The organism is Lysinibacillus sp. UBA5990 (assembly GCF_002429815.1).
GTDB classification, from domain to species: domain Bacteria; phylum Bacillota; class Bacilli; order Bacillales_A; family Planococcaceae; genus Lysinibacillus; species Lysinibacillus fusiformis.
The window spans coordinates 35,245-51,575 of the sequence record NZ_DJAY01000014.1 but is presented as its reverse complement, the minus strand read 5'-3'; the positions used below and the strand labels follow the sequence as shown (position 1 = coordinate 51,575).

Below are 16,331 nucleotides of genomic sequence, written 5' to 3'. Positions count from 1 at the left end.
GCTAACCCATGAGTATATACTATACTTATGGGTCTTTTTCTGTTTGGATAGAGATTTTTTCTGCATGAAATCTTCATATTTTGCCGATATACTAATAAGAAACTCTAAAATGGTGGTTACAGATGAGAAAATTATCACTAAAGCTAGGCATCATCTTTTTCATTACATTATTTTGTATTGAAACATTTATGATGTTTTTTTTACACGCCTCATTGACTAATTCTAGAGTTGAAGAAGAATTAGCAAGTTTGCAAGCGAGGGGAAACTCACATCGCACAATATTAGAACAGAACTTTAATAAGGAAACATTGGCACATGTCGTCTTGATGGAATCGGAAGAATCTACAGATGTAGTAGTGACAGATGCTGAGGGAACCATTTTAGCCTCCTCGCAACTGCATCCTGAAATTAAGAATCTGATAAAGAAATTAGATGGAACTATACCATACGAGGGAAAGATTCTACAAAATAACTGGCAACAGGCAAAAGCTATAGCTACTATTAGTCCAATGCAAAAAGGGCAGACAACGATTGGCTATGTATTTATGTTTCAAAATACAGATTCGATCCATGCTTTAATGAAACGCTTAAATAAACATTTCCTCATCGTGGGCATTGTCTCTGGCTTAGTAACCATTGCTGTCATCATTGTGTTATCTAGAAAGCTTGCTGAACCATTAATTCAGATGAAAGAGGCCACTTTGAAAATGAGTAAAGGGGATTTTACGGTCGCTCTTTCTACAAATGGCAAAGATGAGCTTGGAGATTTATCGAATGCCATCCAGCTATTATCAAATGAGTTAAATCATTTAAGGCAGGAGCGCAAAGAGTTTTTATCTAGCATTGCCCATGAGCTTCGTACACCAATAACCTTTATTAAAGGTTATACCGATATTCTTTATAAACGTGATTTATCAGTGCAAGATCGTCAAAAATACTTAGCTATTATATTGGAAGAGACGAATAGACTTTCACGTTTAATAAAGGATTTATTTGATTTAGCTAAAATGGATGAAAACTCATTTGTTATTGAAAAACAAAATCTAGATTTACAGGCTTTTTTTACTGGTATTAAGGGGAAATTAAGTCCTGCTTTTCAAGAAAAAGATATCCACTTTGATGTGTGCTGTGAAAAGGGATTAACGTTATGGGCAGATGAGGCAAGATTAGAGCAAATAATAATCAATCTATTAAATAACGCATTGACCTATTGCGGACAGGGAGATACTACCACGGTAAATGTGAAGAAGGTCAATGGTGTGTTAACGATCATTATTCGAGATACAGGAAGAGGGATTCCCAACAAGGATTTACCGTTTATTTTTGAGCGCTTTTACCGTGTAGAAAAATCTAGAAGTCGTGCGTTAGGTGGTTCTGGACTAGGACTTGCAATTGTCAAGGAACTCGTTCAGGCCCATGGAGGAGAAGTGACGGTTAAAAGTGAACTAAATAAAGGGACTGTTTTTGAATTATCGTTTAAAGGAGTAGGAGCGGATGAAAACCATTTTATGCATAGACGATGAACCAAGAATGTTAGATTTATTGACTCTTTACTTAGAGCCCGGTTTTCGATGTAGCGCAATATCCTCCATTCAAGATGCGTTCATTTATCTAGAAGAAGAGCATGTGGATTTAGTTCTTTTGGATATTATGATGCCAGAGATGGATGGATACCAAGTGTGTGAAGAAATCAGGAAGTTTTGGAATGTACCTATCATCATGCTTACGGCTAAAGGAGAGCATTCGGATATTGTAAAAGGTTTAAATATTGGGGCAGATGATTATATATTAAAACCTTTTGATGAGGAAGAGCTATTAGCACGTATACATGCTGTATTAAGGAGAACCAAGGTAGAAGACAAGGTGGTTGTCTTTGAGGGATTACGCTTAGATAAAGAATCCTTTGAATTATATTTTCAACAAGAGGCAATCCCATTAACACCAAAAGAATTTTCCATGATGTCCTTATTTCTAGATTATCAAAATAAAGTGTTTTCAAGAGAACATCTTATTAACACAGTTTGGGGATATCATGTAACCATTGAGGATCGTACTATCGATTCCCATGTCCGTAATTTACGTGAAAAATTAAGAAAAAGCGGTTTTCCTGCTGATGATTACTTGCAAACCGTTTGGGGAATAGGCTATAAATGGCATAAGTTTGCAGATCGAAAGCCTTTAGAACATAAAAACTAGAAAACAACCTCTGCCAAATATACTGGGAGAGGTTGTTCGGATTATTGCGCTGTTAACTCATCTTCTATTACCCATTTATGATTTTTCACTGCTTCACCATTTGTGGTAGAGATGTAATCAACCATATAAACAGTGGTTGGTACAGCTTCTTCAATACGGACGGTTGCGTTTTTCATGCCTTCCATATGAGTAGCAATCGTTTTTACCTCTGTACCAGGGGACAGTGGCGCTTCCCCTACATCAATTAATTCTTCATGGATAATCCATTTATGATTCTCTACACGTTCGCTACCTGATGTTGGATCATAAGAAATTATATAGGCTGTAGTTTTATATGCACCAACAATCGTTGCTTCGGCACCCTTCATCCCTTCCATATGCCCGTCTGTAATCAAAGCGGTACTTCCGACCGGAAATGCTGGATCTTCAGCTTTTCTTAATGTAGCTGGTACTTCCGCTGAGCTAGAATGGTTCATTGTGGAGTGATCCATTTCTGTTTGTTGCTCAGTCTCAGGAGTATTTTCTGAAGTTGATGAAGGCTCTGTTTTATCTTCAGAACAAGCTGATAAAGTAAGTAAAGCAACTGCTGATAATAGTCCACTTGACCATCTTCGTTTGAATGTCATATGAGATCCTCCTTTCTATTTGCCCTTACTGTAACAAACAAATATGCAGAAATGATGGACATTAACTTTTACAAAAAACTTCTTTAGTCTATTGACTAAAGAAGTTGATGGAAGCGTTATTGAATGGGCATGATATTCAATGTTTTTTGTAATCGGTATGCTAAAATACCAGCGAAAATAGCTAAAATAATATCTTTTGGAAGTGGGGGGATCATCCAAAGCCAAGCTAATCTATAGGAAAAATCCTCTGGCGCACTGGCCCATAGTTTGTACGCAATAAACATCCAGTTTGTACCTACTAAATAATTGATAGCAGTTGCAATGAATGCGGCTAGAATATAGCTTTTCTTCGTACCACTTCGCTCTACCATTAATCCAGCAACAAATGCTGCTAAAATAAAGGTGATAATGAATCCAAATGTGGGACTTAATAGATGACTGAACCCTCCACCAAAGCGAGCAAAGACAGGTGCTCCTGCTAAACCAATACACATATAGACTGTGCAGGCAAGCGCCCCCTTCCTACTACCTAAAATAAGTCCTGCTAAAATGGCAAAAAAGGTTTGTAGAGTAATCGGCACTCCTCCCACTATCATAAAGGGCACAAAGGAAGTTATATTGGCACCGATCATCATGAGGGTAGAAAATAATCCAATATATGCAATATCTACAGTCTTTAATTTTTGATGACTTTGTTCAGTTACTGTTGACATGATTTCACCTCTAATTTCGAAGTACTTATCGTTAGTGTAAAAAACTAAATTATTTGTGTCAACTTTATTTTTGTTTTAGGTTAACTAAAGTATGCTGGGAATTCCTTGTAGACTAACTATCTATAAAAATGTATGATAGAATCGTCATAATTTTATAACTTTACATACTATTGGTGTGACATTTTAAACAATGTCGCTTAAAAGGGAAGTCGGTGGAAGTCCGACGCTGTCCCGCAACTGTAACGAGGAGTCCTATTATGTTTATTTGCCACTGTTAAAAATGGGAAGGCTATTTATAGGATGATGAAACGAAGCCAGGAGACCTGCCAATAAGTAATACCTGTAATGCCCACGAGGATGCAAGCAATTACGGACAATAGCTGGATTTTCTGACTTTGTTTATTCGAGGGTATTTTTGTGCGTATTTTTGCATGAAATGCCCTTTTTTTATTGAGTGCCAACTGAAGTAAGATCATCTGACCTACATTATGCGAAAGTATATTTAATTGCTTCATTCATCATCTTAGTAGGAGTTTAATGAATGAATAAAAAATTTATGTTATTTTCTTTAGTGCTTCTTTTAGTATTAATTGTATCTATGACATTTGCTGTAATGGTTGGATCTGTTTCTGTGACGCCATTGTATGTATGGAAAGTAATTCTGTCGAAATTACCCTTTATACAACACACGATAGAGCAAGATTGGAGTCGCTCACAGGAAATTATTATTTGGCAAATAAGAGTACCCCGTGTCATCCTTGCGGCTATTGTAGGAGCGGGTTTAGCCATTGCAGGGGCAGCGATTCAGGCACTTGTAAGAAATTCCATTGCAGACCCATATATTTTAGGAATTTCTTCGGGAGCAGCCGTTGGAGCAACTTCTGTAATTATTTTAGGTGCTTTTTCATTTTTAGGTATTTACGCACTCTCTGTGTCAGCCTTTATAGGGTCTTTGCTCGCGATTGGGTTAGTATTTTTCTTATCGCGCGTAGGTGGCAGGGTCTCGATTTTCCGCTTGTTATTGGCAGGGATGGCAGTTTCCTTTATATTAACAGCCATTTCTAATTTTATATTAATGATGTCAAAGCAAGAGGGGGCTTTAAAGGCGGTTATGTTTTGGATGCTAGGCAGCTTAGCGGGAGCAAAATGGAATAATATTATTATTCCGGCCTCCATATTTTTCATTGTGTTCGGGCTTTTATGGCTATTCTATCGAAATTTAAATTTGCTATTACTTGGGGAAGAGGCTGCTGTAACATTAGGAGTCAATCTTCAACAATTTCGCATACAGCTCATTTTACTTGTCTCACTTTTAACGGGGGTACTTGTAGCAGTTAGCGGTTCTATCGGATTTGTGGGATTAATCATTCCGCATATAGTACGGTTAATTGTCGGCTCTAACTATAAATATGTAATACCGGTCAGTGCTTTATTAGGAGGGATCTTCTTAGTTTGGGCAGATGCATTAGCTCGAATTATTATTGCTCCACAGGAAATGCCAATCGGTATTATTACAGCTTTCTGTGGGGGACCGTTTTTCATTTGGTTACTCCGTCGTAACAATTATTCTTTCGGTGAAGGAGATTAACTTCCATGACATTAGAAGCAAAACAAGTATCATTCTCCATTTACGATCAACGCATACTTCATGAGGTGAGTGTAAAAATAAGGGAAAAGCAATTTGTCGGGTTAATCGGCCCTAATGGTAGTGGGAAGTCGACTTTGCTTAAAAATATGTATCGACTTTTAAAACCTGAAAGTGGGACAGTTTTGTTAAATGAACAAGATATTTTAAAGCAGTCTAGTAAAGCTATTGCTAAAAATTTAGCCGTTGTTAGTCAAGAAACACCTGTATTATTTGATTTTACTGTTAACGATTTAGTCAGTATGGGAAGGACTCCACATAAAAAGCTATTAGAGTTTGATCAGGAACAAGATTTTCAAATTGTTAAAGATGCATTGAAGCAAACAGGTATACTGCATCTAGCGAAACGAAGCTTTAGCTCACTTTCTGGTGGGGAAAAGAAGCGTGTCATGGTGGCAAGAGCACTCGCTCAGCAAGCACAGGTACTTATATTAGATGAACCAACAAATCATTTAGATATTCAACATCAACTTCAGCTGATGGACTTAATTCAAACTTTACATCTAACAGTAGTAGCCGCTCTACACGACTTGAATATCGCCGCCATGTACTGTGACCAAATTTATGTTTTACAGCGCGGACGCATTGTTTGCCATGGTACACCAGAAGAAGTACTTACACCATCATTGCTGCGAGAAGTATTTGGAGTATTTGCAGATATTCAAACACATTCACTGACAGGTAAACCGTATCTTACATATGTCCCTGAACAATTCGCAAGAGGGGTCCACCCTATTTAGTTTGCCTCGATCATTCAACTTCATCTAATAAAAAAGGGCGCCACTTCATTTAAGAGGGCGCCCTTTGTCATCTACTATTAAGATACTGCTTTTAAACCTGCAACTCCAATGATAATCGCAATAATACTGATGATTCGTGCGAGGTTTTTAGATTCCCCGAAGAATATAATATTGACAAGCACGGCACCTACAGTTCCAATACCAACCCAAACAACATAGGCGATGCTTAGTTGTAAATAGTCGAAGGAAGCATATAAAAGTGCAAAAGATAAACCAAAGCCTCCGACGTATAATAATAAATTTCGTACGGTTTTATGTTGACTATAAAAGCGTAAACCAATGACACCGACTATTTCTGCCAATGCTGCTAATAGAACAAATAACCAGCCCATTATGCATCCACTCCTTTTGTTGTACTAGGATTCTTCGATGGATTATCCGCCAATTTTAGGCCAATAACGCCCAACACTAAAATAACCATAAATATCCCCTTAATCGCATTAAAGTCACCATTGAAAATAAAGATATCCATTAATGTCGTTCCGATTGCACCTGCTCCAGCGAAAATTGCGTAGACAGTACCCGTAGGAAGTTTTTCACAAGCCTTCGATAAGAAGTGAAAATCAACAGCGATTATAGATACAATAATGATCCAATGCCACCATGAATTTGCTACATTAAAGCCGAATATCCAAAACAATTCAAATAAACTTGTTAGTCCAACATACATCCATTCTTTTTGCATAAATAAATTCCTTCCGTAGTAGAGTATTATGACTGACATTCAGTCATTTTTGGAGTAAAAGAGAACGCCACTTATGCGTGACGTAGGCCAAGTGCATGATATAAAAAGTCTAGAAGCTCAAGCTTAAGCTGTTGCATGGTTTCATCCTTGCTATCGTCAAACAAATAAATTTGTTCGGCAGCAGATTCGATTAGACCAATGATAAGCTTGGCTGATCGTGATGGGTTGATGGAATCTCGAATGACCCCTTGTTGTTGAGCCGTTAATAAAAAATTACTCATCCAAGCATAGTAGGGTGAATAGATATTTTCCCATTCTTTCAAATGCTCAGTTTGTGCAATACCCGCATAAATGAGTGCAACGATATCTCCATATTCTTTCGTAATTAAGAAAATCATCTCAACCACTTCTTCAAGCTGCTGTTCAAAGGGTTTATGATCTGAAACACCTTCTTCGACAGTAGCCATAATGCGCTCTACCATATTTTTTGCAATAGCAGGCATAACCGAAAGGCGCGATGGGAAATAAAGATAAAATGTTCCTTGTGCAATACCAGCTGCCTTTACGATATCTGAAACCTTTGTTTTTTCAATACCTTTTTCACGAAATACTTCAATGGCTGCTTGAATAATTTTTTCTTCCTTTGACATGATATCCCTCACTTTTGCCTTACTTATTAGTATGTTACAGGAGAGAAAAATGAATGTCAATGAAAATGACTGATAGTCAGTCATTTTTGGTAAGTATAGTTGTTTTAACTTCAGGGAACTTTATGTTTGAAAGGATTGATGACAATGGAAGATTTTAAATTTGCACAATTAGATTCACAGCAACTTGCAAAAATTAATGAACTAGAGAAAAAAATGGGTGTCACATTAATTGCCTACGATTTATCATCTATGCCACCAAATAACTCTGGAGCTTATGAAGAAAATAATGGCACAACCAATAATCATCCATCATACTAAATATGAAATGCCTTGCAGTCATGTAAGGTATTTTCATTTTAAGTAGTGTTTAAGGAGTGAATGTACATGAAAGAGTTCTATGCTGATTTACATATTCATATTGGCCGCACAGCTAAAGGGCGTGCTGTGAAAATTACTGGTAGTAAAACGTTGACATTAGCGCGCATATTAGAGACTGCTAGTGCAAGAAAAGGACTGGACATCATTGGTATTATTGATTGTCATTCACCTGAGGTTATAGAAGAAATGAAAGAGATGATTGACCAAGGTGAACTCGTAGAACTGGCAGAGGGTGGACTACGTTTTCAAGAAACGACACTGATTCCAGGTTCAGAAATGGAAATCTATGATCAACATTGCCATGGCCCCATTCATGTGCTTGCTTACTTTCCAACATTATTGCTCATGGAGCAATTTTCGGATTGGATGTCTCAGCATATGAAAAATATTCATTTAAGCTCACAACGAATTTACTGTGATGGAAGAACATTGCAACAAAAAGTCCACGAGCTAGGAGGACTATTTATCCCTGCGCATGTATTTACCCCCTTTAAAAGTTTATATGGCAAAGGTGTACAGCATAGTTTAACAGAAGTTTTTGATCCCCAGTTAATAGATGCAATTGAATTAGGGTTAAGCTCAGATACAAATATGGTACGCCATATTAAAGAGCTTCAAGCATATCCATTCGTGAGTAATTCTGACGCACATTCTCTTGGGAAACTCGCACGTGAGTATCAAAAATTACGATTAGCAGACGCAAATTTTGTAGAATTACAAATGGCTCTCCGTGAACAACAGGGACGAGCAATCATCGCCAATTATGGATTAAATCCATTACTTGGTAAATATCATCAAACAGTTTGTGGTAAGTGCGGAGAACAACTTAGTAACGAAGCTATAATTTGTTCGAACTGTGGAAGTACGCAAATCATAAAGGGTGTTGCTTCACGTATTCAGGAATTATCAGAGGATTTTTCACATAAAAAAAATAGACCGCCGTATATCCATCAAGTACCGCTCGATTTTATTCCTGGTCTTGGCCCCAAAATGATGGAACGATTACTACATGCTTTTGGAACAGAGATGAATATTTTACATCGAGTTACCATTGAACAGCTCGAACAAATTGTTCCACAAAAAATGGCCAAATTAATGGATGCTGCGAGAACCGGTCATTTAAATATTGAAGTTGGTGGTGGTGGAATTTATGGGAAGGTACACATTGAATAGAAAAATGATTTAAAAAGATTATTGGGTTTTTAACCTATTTTTAACTCTCTTCTAGTAAAATAGTTAAAACAATTACTATTTTTAGGTAGGGGAGAGAATGTATGAAATTTTCAAAGAAATTCCGTTTTTTAGCCACAAGCATGCTTGCATTACAGTTAACAATACCTGTCGTTGCGAATGCTGAAGAAACAGGAGATTACATAGCACCAAGTTGGACTACTCAGGCAGATTATGTAGCTCTAGGTGATTCAATTGCACATGGGATGAATGAGGTCGGTGCAATCGGATTAGGCTACACAGATTTTGTTGCACAAACTTTACAAAAAGAGGGTTTCATTACTTCTTATAATAAAGGCTTTGCAATGTCAGGCTATACAACAAAAAATGTGTTAGCAGATATACAAAATGATGTTGCAAAAACAGTGACTGGGTTTGGCTATCCCATTGAACAGGTTAAATTAAAAGCATCTATTAAAGAGGCAGAGATTATTACGTTAACTGTTGGCGCTAATGATTTACTGCCAATATTAAAAGAATCACAGACAGCTGGAATTGATACACTAGCCATCGTAAAGGCTACAAAAGAGGCTGTAACTAATATTGCAGCAATTTTAACTGAAATTAAAAAATTAAATCCACAAGCAGAAGTATATGTGATGGGCTATTACAATTCGTTCCCATATTATAGTGAGAGTTTACAAAATCAATTTAAAATACTTTTGGCTACAATGAATACAACTATTAAAACGACAGTTGAAAAGGCTGGAGCATTTTTTGTACCTACATCTGATGTTGTGGCAAAGGATGTTCCAAGCTATCTTCCAAATCCAGAAAATATTCATTTAAGTGAAGCAGGTTATTTTGCAGTAGCAAATGAGGCATTTTTACCAATCATAAAAACTAGTACCTTATGGGATGTAACGAAAGCTATTCAAGTCCATGTAAAAGATCATAAAACCGTGGATGTAAGCTGGCAAGAAGCGACGGATAATGTTGGCGTGGAAAAATACAAAATATATGTAAATGGCAAATTAACTTCAACATTACCTGCTGATACAGCCGTGACGACGCTTACAGATCTGACGGACCATACAGCCTACACTATTATAGTAAAAGCAATTGATGCCGCTGGTAATGAAAGTGTTCAAAATCCAACAGCGACTTTCACTACAGGAGAAATGATTCGTTTTACAGATACAGCAAATCATTGGGCAAAAGATTATATTCAACAAGCAGCAGAAGCAGGGATGATGAATGGCTATCCAGACGGCACATTTAAACCTAATCAAAATGTGACACGCGCACAAGTAGCCTCTCTACTAGTGAGAAGTTTGGGGATATCCACGCAGGAAAAGGCGCCATTTACAGATATCGCTAATTTTGATGCGAAAACACAGTCGGAAATTGCGGCAGCGTTTGCACATGGCATTATTAAGGGAGTGGATGGGAAGTTCAACCCTGCAAGACCTGTAACACGCGCTGAATTAGCAGTGATGATTGAGCGTGCGTATGAGCAACAATTTAAACAGCCTTATATAGTCCAAGGAAGCTCACCATTTACAGATATTGCATCTTATAATGCAGAGACAAAACATGCCATTACGATGTTATTTGAGCTAGGAATTGTGTCGGGAGATGGACAGAAGTACTCACCGGCAGCTTCAACCACAAGAGGGCAAGCAGCTAAAATGATGGTGAACCTGAATCAATTATTCAGTAAATAAAAGAAACAACATCTCTACCTTTTGACGTTATGTCTATAAACAAAGTATAGTCTTACTAGGCTGAATATAGTAAAAAGAGAGGAAAATGAGGATGTTATCATTTATTTTATCCGCCAAAAGATTAGTTAAAGGATTGTGGCGGTCATTTAAACGACCACAGTTTCTATCATTATTTACAACACTATTCCTCATCATTCTATCCGGTACTTTGTTTTACAAGGGGACAGAGGGTTGGTATTGGCTAGATGCTATGTATTTTGCTGTAGTCAGTTTGATTCCAACAGGCGTAGAAACAGGGCTATATCCAGCAACTTCATTCTCCAAGATTTTTACAATGATCTATCTTATTGTAGGTACGGGCGTCATGTTTATTATGTTGCTCACGCTTGGTCGCTCTATCGTAGACTTTTCCTTAAGTGAGGAGGAAGAGGTTGCGGTTAAGAAACGTTTGAAAAAGTAAAATAGCCGTACAATGAATCTGATGAAAGATTCATTGTACGGCTATATTTTATGAAAGTTTTGCTATAATGCCTTCTTCATCGTCTAAAACAAGTTCAATACCTGTTGAAAAAGGATCACCATGTAGAACATCTTTTATCCAAACACGCAAGGCACCAATCATGGCTCCTGTATTTAGTATTTCGATTTGACCATTTACTTCAACCTCCGCACCGAAGCCTGTGTCATCATCATATGTTAATTCTACGATAACATCCTCTGGGCGAATGCTTTTATAATACGCTTGAGATAAACAAATAGCGTTAATAATATCTTGTTCGTTAATTATTTGTGCCATTGGGCTTCCTCTTTGCGTTTTTTATCTTTAAAGATATTCATAATTTTTACGACTAGCATCACAATAACGGCAATTGCAGCTACGTTAATGAGCAATCCTAAAATATTTCCAAGTAAACCCATACCGCTAAATAAGCTACCGAATAATAAACCTGCAAGTCCCCCAAGCATTAACCCTTTCATAAGGCCACCCGAGAAAAAACCACCTTTTTTAGTTGTATCAGCTTTATTTGTTGAGTTTGTGTTGTTTTTATTTGTTGTAGCATTTTTTTGATCTTTAGAAGTGTCCTGAGACTTCTGGATATTTGAGCTATTGTTATTATTTGAGAAGCCCTTTTTACCTGATTTATAGGACTTAGCCTCTGCTGTTGGTGTATCAGAGATGAATAATGTTGCACCAACTGTGGAAAATATCAGTGTCGCTGCAAATAGAGCGGCAAGAATTTTTTTCATTACTTACATTCCTCCAATATAATTTTTGGTTTGGTCATAAACTAGTTCTTATATAGTAATATTACATGAACTTTATTAAAAAATAAAACCAATACCTTCTATAAATGAGCAATATCAAAAAATTTGAACAAATAGTGACAGATGAAGTATTTGAGAAAATTATACAATAGAAAGGGGTGAAACGATGCTAGTCACATTAATAATCTTCATCTCCATATTTTTATTGCTGTATCTGACAGAAAAAAGGCGTTTCCTCAACGCCGTAGCTCTTGGTTTGATAGGGGTATATTTAATCAGAGTGTTCATTATACATTATCCATTATTACTGCCAAATGATCAGGGAATCATTTCAGAAATGGGGATTTTTATTATGCTAGGAAGCTTTCCTAGTATCATGTTTATTTTATCTATAGCCATGTTTTTCAATAGTAAGGTTTTGTTAGAGAAGGAAGGACGTAAAGTAAGGAATTTAATGTTAGCTATTATGGGGCTTAGTTTTGTTATTATGATGATATGGTATGTATTCGTCATTTTTATTCAGATTGAAAATGTGCTTTGGCATATTCTTTACTTCTATGCGTTTTTAATTTTTGGCTATACAATGTTTTTATACACAAGTGTCCTAGCATACGCTGTATTGTATCATTTCACACCTATACGCTATGAACCAAATTATATAATAGCCTTAGGATCAGGATTAATTGGCGATAGAGTTCCACCACTTTTAGCAAGTCGCTTAAATGAAGCGGTAAAGCAATACAAAAAGTACGGGGAAAGATCGTTTATCCTTGTCTCAGGTGGTCAAGGGACTAATGAAAAGGTATCAGAGGCCAAGGCTATGAAAACATATTTATTAGATGTCCATGATATTCCCGCTAATAAAATTCTAATGGAAGATCAGTCGACCAACACAGAAGAAAATATGATTTTTACGAAAAGCATAATGGATCAACATGCTCAAGGAGAAAAATATCGTTCCATATTTGTGACAAATAATTTTCACGTATTTCGCGCAAGTCTCTATGCAAAAAAAGCAAAACTAGATGCAGAAGGGGTTGGCTCAAAAACTGCCTTTTACTATGTTCCTAATGCATTTACAAGAGAATTTATAGGCTTATTAGAAATGTATAAATGGGCCCATATTACAGTTTTTTTAATTATTACGCTATTCATAGGCTTACTGTTGCGAGCATATGTGTAACCAAAATCCAACTGTCTTCCATATAATAATGGCAAGGCAGTTTTTTACATAATGTGCAAGGGAGGAAAACAATGTACGAGCAAATTTTAGCTAAGCGCAATAAGGAACGCATTCATTCCCTACAAGAAATTATACAAACAAAAAATACATGGTTTGCTCAAAATATAAAATTGCTAACATTCACGGAAGTTAACTTAACAGCCTTGCAAAAAATACTGTATCAAGTAGTGCGAGGGTTATTAAAAGATCAGCAACAGCGACATTTGCAAATTGTCCATTCAGATCAAACTCAATCTGTGCAGGACAATGTATTAACGCTGTTAGCAGAGTATGATGATGTGTTGCGTGATGCTATTCCACAACCAATCTATATACTCATTTGGCAAATTTCATCCCTCGAAAGGTTAACCTGCAGAGTAGCAGTGGTAGATGATGTACTTGATGTAGTTGAATGGTATTTCTGCCATCAGGATAATCAAGTCAAGATTTTAGATGAAGAAGACTTAGATCATGAGGTAATGATTGATTTATATAAAGAGGCGGTTGAGGATCAGGACACGGATGCACAATATCAGCTAGGGGAGTATTACAATGCTAAGGAAGGAAATTGTTTTCAACCTGAAAAATCATTAAAATGGTTCGAATTAGCCGCAGCCCAAGGAAATGCAGATGCTCAATATGTGCTAGGTAATTTTTATTTTGAGGGAGTCGGTGTTGAGGAGAATTACACGCAGGCTTTTTCTTTATATGAAAAGGCTGCGTTACAAGGGCATGCCGATGCTGCCAATAATTTAGCGGATATGTATTTTAATGGAGAGGGTGTGCCACTGGATTTTACTCTAGCAAGAAAATGGTTTGATTTTGCAGCTAGTAAGAATGTGGCAGAGGCTATGTTTACGCTAGGAATTATTTTTGAGCAAGGATTAGGAGTCGAAAAAGATACAAATGCAGCTTTTAATAGGTATAAAAAGTCTGCCGAAGCAGGATATGTGGAAGCGCAATATCGTCTAGGGGGTATTTATCTAGAGGGGCGTCTTGATCAAGCAAAAGATATAAATCGAGGTTTATTTTGGTATGAAAGAGCAGCAGAGCAATTTCATATCGATGCCTTTTATGATTTAGGTTTTATTTGGAGTAAAGGCTTAACAGGCATTCGAAATATTGAAAAGGGTATTCATTGGTTTAAACAGGCTGCTCTGCAAGGGGATGCAGATGCGAAGCTACAACTTGGTCATATATATAATAAAGGTGAGGGAGTCGCCAGAAATCTGAAGGAAGCTATTAAGTGGTATGGACTTGCAGCAGATGCTGGCATAGAAGAAGCCGCAAAAATAGTAGAGGAACTTAAGGGATTGTAAATTTTATATTAAAATTTTGTAGATCATTAAGATTATTTATATGATCTCGCTTAATGATCCTTTTGTATTGTGTTAGGGTTTATTTATGAGTATTTATGATTATTCGGAATAAGGGTATAAAATATTAATATAGTGAAATTTAATGATGATCGATGGAAAAATAGAAAAAAGATAAAAAAATAAGCATAATTAAACAAACAAAGGAAACAAAAGGCTACCAATAATATTGTGGTAGCTTTTTTTAAATGATATTCAGACAATGTAACAGTAAGGACTTTATATACATATTATGTTAAAATATGGTATTAATAAAATTGACAGTAATTTTTAAAATGTTTAAGGTAAATGAGTAATTTTGAAATGAATCATACATAAATAAATCGACTGTAGTCAATGTATAAAGAAGATCTGTTCGTTGAGTGCAATTCACCTTTTATTCATGATAGAACATTGTGACTGCTTTTGGAGGAAGAAGTGTGACAAATGAAATAGCTGAAGCAAATGGGATCATAGTAATGTGGTAAGCCTATTAATCGGTATTTTTTGTTGTATCAATCAATATGCTAAAAGGTATTTGTTGTTTCTCAGCCTGATAAAGTAAACGGAACGAAAGAGGGAAGATAAGTGATTTTTCAAAAACAGAGTAAGATGAAGGCGTTGGATTTACAGCAATATACGGTGAAAATGGACCTGTCTAATCGCCAATTAATGGTGAAACAAATTGAAATGCTGAATGTAACGAAGGAGGACTTACAATATTTAAAAGCATTCCAACCGTATGTTATGGACAATGTTGATCACATCGTAAACCGTTTTTACAATATGATCGGTACCGAACAACATTTGGTAAATATTATTAGTCATCATAGTTCTGTAGAAAAGCTTAAAGTAACGTTACGGCAGCATATTATTGAAATGTTTAACGGAACGATTGATGAGGTGTTTTACCAAAGGCGTGTGAAAATTGCAAAGGTGCACGTTCATATTGGGCTTAGAACACAATGGTATATTTGCGCGTTTCAAGATTTATCTCTCTCATTTATAGACTTGGTTGAACAGCATATCGATCATCCACGAGATCAGTTTAATACAATAAGAGCCATTTCTAAAATTTGCAATTTCGAGCAGCAACTTGTTTTAGAGGCATATGAAAATACAGTTGAACAGCATAATGAAAACATGGAACAAGAAAAGGAAGCAATTGAACGACAAATTGTACAATCCTCGGAATTGCTTGCAACCATTTCACAGGAAACCAATAGTTCATTTTGCAGACTAAGCGAGCAGTCTGGGGAAATTGAACAATTGGCAAAGAGATCACTAGAAGTGTCTACTCTGGCTGAAAACCAAGCATTGGATGGACGTGAATGTTTAAAGAGACAATCACAAAATATGCATAATATTATTCAATCTCTTCATGATATAGAAGAGAATATTGAACAATTATCTGATATGTCGAAGGAAATGGAAACGATTATGAGTGTCGTTACCAATATTGCCAATCAGACCAATTTGTTGGCCTTAAATGCCGCTATAGAAGCAGCCCGTGCCGGAGAAGCAGGGAAGGGATTTAGTGTAGTAGCTGATGAAGTACGTAAATTATCCATTCAAACAAAGGAATCTGTCACCGCTGTTGCATTATTGTTGCAAAAAACGAGTGAACGCACAGGAAAATTAGAGCAATCTCTCATTCATATCCAAGATGAGGTGGCATCTGGTGAGGATAATATGTTACACACGGAAGGACAATTTACAAATATAGTAGGGGCAATGACAGAAGCAAAAGATCAAAATGATTGCATGGCGACGAAAATACAAGCAATCGCAGGTATATTAAGTGGGCTGGGTACTTCTTTTACTGAAGTAACGAACTCAGCAGAAAAATTAGCTAGCTTTGCCCAAAATTTAAAAAGCTAGATCACTAGTAGCTATAT

General features: G+C 36.5%; 18 protein-coding genes and 1 riboswitch. Of the genes, 11 read left to right on the top strand and 7 right to left on the bottom strand.

Annotated features, from left to right (window positions below; all coding sequences use genetic code 11):
• Positions 1 to 122 precede the first annotated feature (122 nt).
• A complete protein-coding gene (locus B3D94_RS12245) occupies positions 123 to 1,523 on the top strand; it encodes a sensor histidine kinase (RefSeq protein ID WP_291757419.1) in 1,401 nt (466 codons plus the stop codon).
• On the top strand, positions 1,495 to 2,196 hold the full coding sequence (locus B3D94_RS12240) for a response regulator transcription factor (RefSeq protein WP_069482775.1): 702 nt from the start codon (positions 1,495 to 1,497) through the stop codon (positions 2,194 to 2,196). The genes B3D94_RS12245 and B3D94_RS12240 overlap by 29 nt, the downstream gene beginning before the upstream one ends.
• Before the next feature lie 41 nt (positions 2,197 to 2,237).
• Here the strand turns inward: B3D94_RS12240 and B3D94_RS12235 are convergent, their stop codons facing one another.
• Together B3D94_RS12235 and B3D94_RS12230 are read right to left on the bottom strand one after the other, a co-directional pair.
• Positions 2,238 to 2,822: a YdhK family protein gene (locus B3D94_RS12235; RefSeq protein WP_291757417.1), complete on the bottom strand. Its 585-nt coding sequence runs from the start codon at positions 2,820 to 2,822 to the stop codon at positions 2,238 to 2,240.
• 116 nt (positions 2,823 to 2,938) lie between these two features.
• The gene (locus tag B3D94_RS12230) at positions 2,939 to 3,535 is read right to left on the bottom strand and encodes a biotin transporter BioY (RefSeq protein ID WP_291757415.1); all 597 of its coding nucleotides are present in this window, start codon (positions 3,533 to 3,535) and stop codon (positions 2,939 to 2,941) included.
• Positions 3,536 to 3,689: 154 nt separating this feature from the next.
• Positions 3,690 to 3,880: riboswitch (cobalamin riboswitch) on the top strand.
• Positions 3,881 to 4,076: 196 nt separating this feature from the next.
• Between B3D94_RS12230 and B3D94_RS12225 the strand changes: the two genes are divergently transcribed.
• A complete protein-coding gene (locus B3D94_RS12225) occupies positions 4,077 to 5,123 on the top strand; it encodes a FecCD family ABC transporter permease (RefSeq protein ID WP_069482772.1) in 1,047 nt (348 codons plus the stop codon).
• Positions 5,124 to 5,128: 5 nt separating this feature from the next.
• Positions 5,129 to 5,920 (top strand): ABC transporter ATP-binding protein, encoded by a 792-nt coding sequence (locus B3D94_RS12220; protein WP_069482771.1) that lies wholly within the window; start codon positions 5,129 to 5,131, stop codon positions 5,918 to 5,920.
• Positions 5,921 to 5,997: 77 nt separating this feature from the next.
• On the opposite strand, the gene B3D94_RS12215 is transcribed toward B3D94_RS12220, so the two are convergent.
• The 3 genes from B3D94_RS12215 to B3D94_RS12205 form a co-directional block, all read right to left on the bottom strand.
• Entirely contained in the window at positions 5,998 to 6,312 is a 315-nt protein-coding gene (locus B3D94_RS12215) for a DMT family transporter (RefSeq protein WP_069482770.1), read from the bottom strand.
• The gene (locus B3D94_RS12210) at positions 6,312 to 6,665 is read right to left on the bottom strand and encodes a DMT family transporter (RefSeq protein WP_069482769.1); all 354 of its coding nucleotides are present in this window, start codon (positions 6,663 to 6,665) and stop codon (positions 6,312 to 6,314) included. Before B3D94_RS12210 ends, B3D94_RS12215 begins: the two co-directional genes overlap by 1 nt.
• 71 nt (positions 6,666 to 6,736) lie before the next feature.
• Positions 6,737 to 7,318 carry a TetR family transcriptional regulator gene (locus B3D94_RS12205; protein WP_069483429.1) on the bottom strand — a complete coding sequence of 194 codons (582 nt, stop codon included), beginning with the start codon at positions 7,316 to 7,318 and terminating at the stop codon, positions 6,737 to 6,739.
• Between the two features lie 141 nt (positions 7,319 to 7,459).
• On the opposite strand from B3D94_RS12205, the gene B3D94_RS12200 reads away from it, so the two are divergent.
• The 4 genes from B3D94_RS12200 to B3D94_RS12185 all read left to right on the top strand — a co-directional run bounded on the left by B3D94_RS12200 (position 7,460) and on the right by B3D94_RS12185 (position 11,050).
• Positions 7,460 to 7,633, top strand: a complete 174-nt coding sequence (locus B3D94_RS12200; protein ID WP_372429966.1) for a hypothetical protein — start codon at positions 7,460 to 7,462, stop codon at positions 7,631 to 7,633.
• Positions 7,634 to 7,699: 66 nt separating this feature from the next.
• Complete coding sequence (locus tag B3D94_RS12195) at positions 7,700 to 8,866, top strand: endonuclease Q family protein (RefSeq protein ID WP_069482767.1); 1,167 nt, start codon at positions 7,700 to 7,702, stop codon at positions 8,864 to 8,866.
• Between the two features lie 101 nt (positions 8,867 to 8,967).
• Positions 8,968 to 10,590, top strand: coding sequence for an S-layer homology domain-containing protein (locus B3D94_RS12190; protein WP_291757410.1), 1,623 nt, complete (start codon positions 8,968 to 8,970; stop codon positions 10,588 to 10,590).
• 91 nt (positions 10,591 to 10,681) lie between these two features.
• Positions 10,682 to 11,050, top strand: a complete 369-nt coding sequence (locus B3D94_RS12185; RefSeq protein WP_069482765.1) for an ion channel — start codon at positions 10,682 to 10,684, stop codon at positions 11,048 to 11,050.
• 48 nt (positions 11,051 to 11,098) lie between these two features.
• Here the strand turns inward: B3D94_RS12185 and B3D94_RS12180 are convergent, their stop codons facing one another.
• Together B3D94_RS12180 and B3D94_RS12175 are read right to left on the bottom strand one after the other, a co-directional pair.
• On the bottom strand, positions 11,099 to 11,386 hold the full coding sequence (locus B3D94_RS12180; protein ID WP_008176904.1) for a DUF2653 family protein: 288 nt from the start codon (positions 11,384 to 11,386) through the stop codon (positions 11,099 to 11,101).
• Entirely contained in the window at positions 11,374 to 11,838 is a 465-nt protein-coding gene (locus B3D94_RS12175; protein ID WP_193833182.1) for a hypothetical protein, read from the bottom strand. Before B3D94_RS12175 ends, B3D94_RS12180 begins: the two co-directional genes overlap by 13 nt.
• 184 nt (positions 11,839 to 12,022) lie before the next feature.
• On the opposite strand from B3D94_RS12175, the gene B3D94_RS12170 reads away from it, so the two are divergent.
• The 3 genes from B3D94_RS12170 to B3D94_RS12160 all read left to right on the top strand — a co-directional run bounded on the left by B3D94_RS12170 (position 12,023) and on the right by B3D94_RS12160 (position 16,314).
• Complete coding sequence (locus B3D94_RS12170; protein WP_291757406.1) at positions 12,023 to 13,039, top strand: YdcF family protein; 1,017 nt, start codon at positions 12,023 to 12,025, stop codon at positions 13,037 to 13,039.
• Between the two features lie 71 nt (positions 13,040 to 13,110).
• Complete coding sequence (locus B3D94_RS12165; RefSeq protein WP_069482762.1) at positions 13,111 to 14,397, top strand: SEL1-like repeat protein; 1,287 nt, start codon at positions 13,111 to 13,113, stop codon at positions 14,395 to 14,397.
• 624 nt (positions 14,398 to 15,021) lie between these two features.
• Positions 15,022 to 16,314 (top strand): globin-coupled sensor protein, encoded by a 1,293-nt coding sequence (locus B3D94_RS12160; protein ID WP_291757404.1) that lies wholly within the window; start codon positions 15,022 to 15,024, stop codon positions 16,312 to 16,314.
• Positions 16,315 to 16,331 lie beyond the last annotated feature (17 nt).

Bases quoted from the DNA above. Each gene is read 5' to 3' on its own strand.
- B3D94_RS12245 (WP_291757419.1), top strand. From the start codon at position 123: ATGAGAAAATTATCACTAAAGCTAGGCATCATCTTTTTCATTACATTA.
- B3D94_RS12240 (WP_069482775.1), top strand. From the start codon at position 1,495: ATGAAAACCATTTTATGCATAGACGATGAACCAAGAATGTTAGATTTA.
- B3D94_RS12235 (WP_291757417.1), bottom strand. From the start codon at position 2,822: ATGACATTCAAACGAAGATGGTCAAGTGGACTATTATCAGCAGTTGCT.
- B3D94_RS12230 (WP_291757415.1), bottom strand. From the start codon at position 3,535: ATGTCAACAGTAACTGAACAAAGTCATCAAAAATTAAAGACTGTAGAT.
- B3D94_RS12225 (WP_069482772.1), top strand. From the start codon at position 4,077: ATGAATAAAAAATTTATGTTATTTTCTTTAGTGCTTCTTTTAGTATTA.
- B3D94_RS12220 (WP_069482771.1), top strand. From the start codon at position 5,129: ATGACATTAGAAGCAAAACAAGTATCATTCTCCATTTACGATCAACGC.
- B3D94_RS12215 (WP_069482770.1), bottom strand. From the start codon at position 6,312: ATGGGCTGGTTATTTGTTCTATTAGCAGCATTGGCAGAAATAGTCGGT.
- B3D94_RS12210 (WP_069482769.1), bottom strand. From the start codon at position 6,665: ATGCAAAAAGAATGGATGTATGTTGGACTAACAAGTTTATTTGAATTG.
- B3D94_RS12200 (WP_372429966.1), top strand. From the start codon at position 7,460: ATGGAAGATTTTAAATTTGCACAATTAGATTCACAGCAACTTGCAAAA.
- B3D94_RS12195 (WP_069482767.1), top strand. From the start codon at position 7,700: ATGAAAGAGTTCTATGCTGATTTACATATTCATATTGGCCGCACAGCT.
- B3D94_RS12190 (WP_291757410.1), top strand. From the start codon at position 8,968: ATGAAATTTTCAAAGAAATTCCGTTTTTTAGCCACAAGCATGCTTGCA.
- B3D94_RS12185 (WP_069482765.1), top strand. From the start codon at position 10,682: ATGTTATCATTTATTTTATCCGCCAAAAGATTAGTTAAAGGATTGTGG.
- B3D94_RS12180 (WP_008176904.1), bottom strand. From the start codon at position 11,386: ATGGCACAAATAATTAACGAACAAGATATTATTAACGCTATTTGTTTA.
- B3D94_RS12175 (WP_193833182.1), bottom strand. From the start codon at position 11,838: ATGAAAAAAATTCTTGCCGCTCTATTTGCAGCGACACTGATATTTTCC.
- B3D94_RS12170 (WP_291757406.1), top strand. From the start codon at position 12,023: ATGCTAGTCACATTAATAATCTTCATCTCCATATTTTTATTGCTGTAT.
- B3D94_RS12165 (WP_069482762.1), top strand. From the start codon at position 13,111: ATGTACGAGCAAATTTTAGCTAAGCGCAATAAGGAACGCATTCATTCC.